The sequence below is a fragment of the Ruegeria sp. AB5 genome (assembly GCF_056542645.1).
In genome coordinates this window covers 1-876 of sequence record NZ_JBQGAE010000073.1, presented here as the reverse complement: position 1 = coordinate 876, position 876 = coordinate 1, and the positions used below count along the sequence as shown (strand labels likewise).

The window sequence follows — 876 nt, the reverse complement described above, 5'->3', positions numbered from 1 at the left end:
TTCACGATCGCTGGGGCAAGATCGATTTGTGGTTGCATACTGCAATCCATACCTCAGCCCTGACGCCAGTGCATTTCGTTGATCCGAAGGAATGGAACAAGGCAGCCAGCATCAATGCAAACGCCACCTCGGTTCTGATCCCGTATGTCGCGCCTTTGTTGGGCGAAACTGCCCATGCCGTGTTCTTCGATGACCCGAAGGCAGGCGAGAAGTTCTATGGCATCTACGGCGCCACCAAAGCGGCGCAGATGGCGCTGGCTCGCAGCTGGGCGACCGAGACCGCGCGGACAGGACCGCGCGTGTCGATTGTTGAGCCTGCACCGATGCCGACCGCCGTACGTGCGCGTTTCCATCCCGGTGAGGATCGGGATGTATTAACCAGCACTGCGGATGAGGCGGCGCGGATTATAGCACTGTTGTGAGAATGGCCCTGACGGGCCATGCCTCCGGCGGAGGTATTTCTGGCCAGATGAAGCGCGCGGACTAACCGATATGGGCGCCGTTTCGCCCGGCGAGGTCGACGAAGAATTGCCAGGCGACGCGGCCCGAGCGTGCCCCCCGGGTGGCTTGCCACTCGATGGCTTCGGCGCGCAGAGTTTCGGGATCAACCTTGACGCCATGAGCGGCGCAGTAGCGATCGATCATCGCTAGATATTCGTCCTGATCGCAGGGGTGGAACCCCAGCCACAGGCCGAAACGGTCAGAGAGTGAGACCTTCTCCTCGACCGCCTCGGACGGATTCATGGCGCTGGAGCGTTCGTTTTCGATCATGTCGCGCGGCATCAGGTGGCGGCGGTTTGATGTGGCGTAGAACACAACGTTTTCCGGGCGACCTTCGATACCGCCATCCAGCACGGCCTTGAGCGATTTGTAATG

The 876-nt window shown here is 60.6% G+C and carries 2 protein-coding genes; one reads left to right on the top strand and one right to left on the bottom strand.

What is annotated here, in order from left to right; genetic code table 11:
- The coding region (locus ACR0L4_RS23665; protein ID WP_480515656.1) for an SDR family oxidoreductase at positions 1-422 on the top strand (422 nt) is incomplete at its 5' end.
- A 61-nt stretch (positions 423-483) separates the two neighbouring features.
- Here the strand turns inward: ACR0L4_RS23665 and ACR0L4_RS23660 are convergent.
- On the bottom strand, positions 484-876 hold a 393-nt coding region (locus ACR0L4_RS23660), incomplete at its 5' end, for a DUF815 domain-containing protein (RefSeq protein ID WP_480515655.1).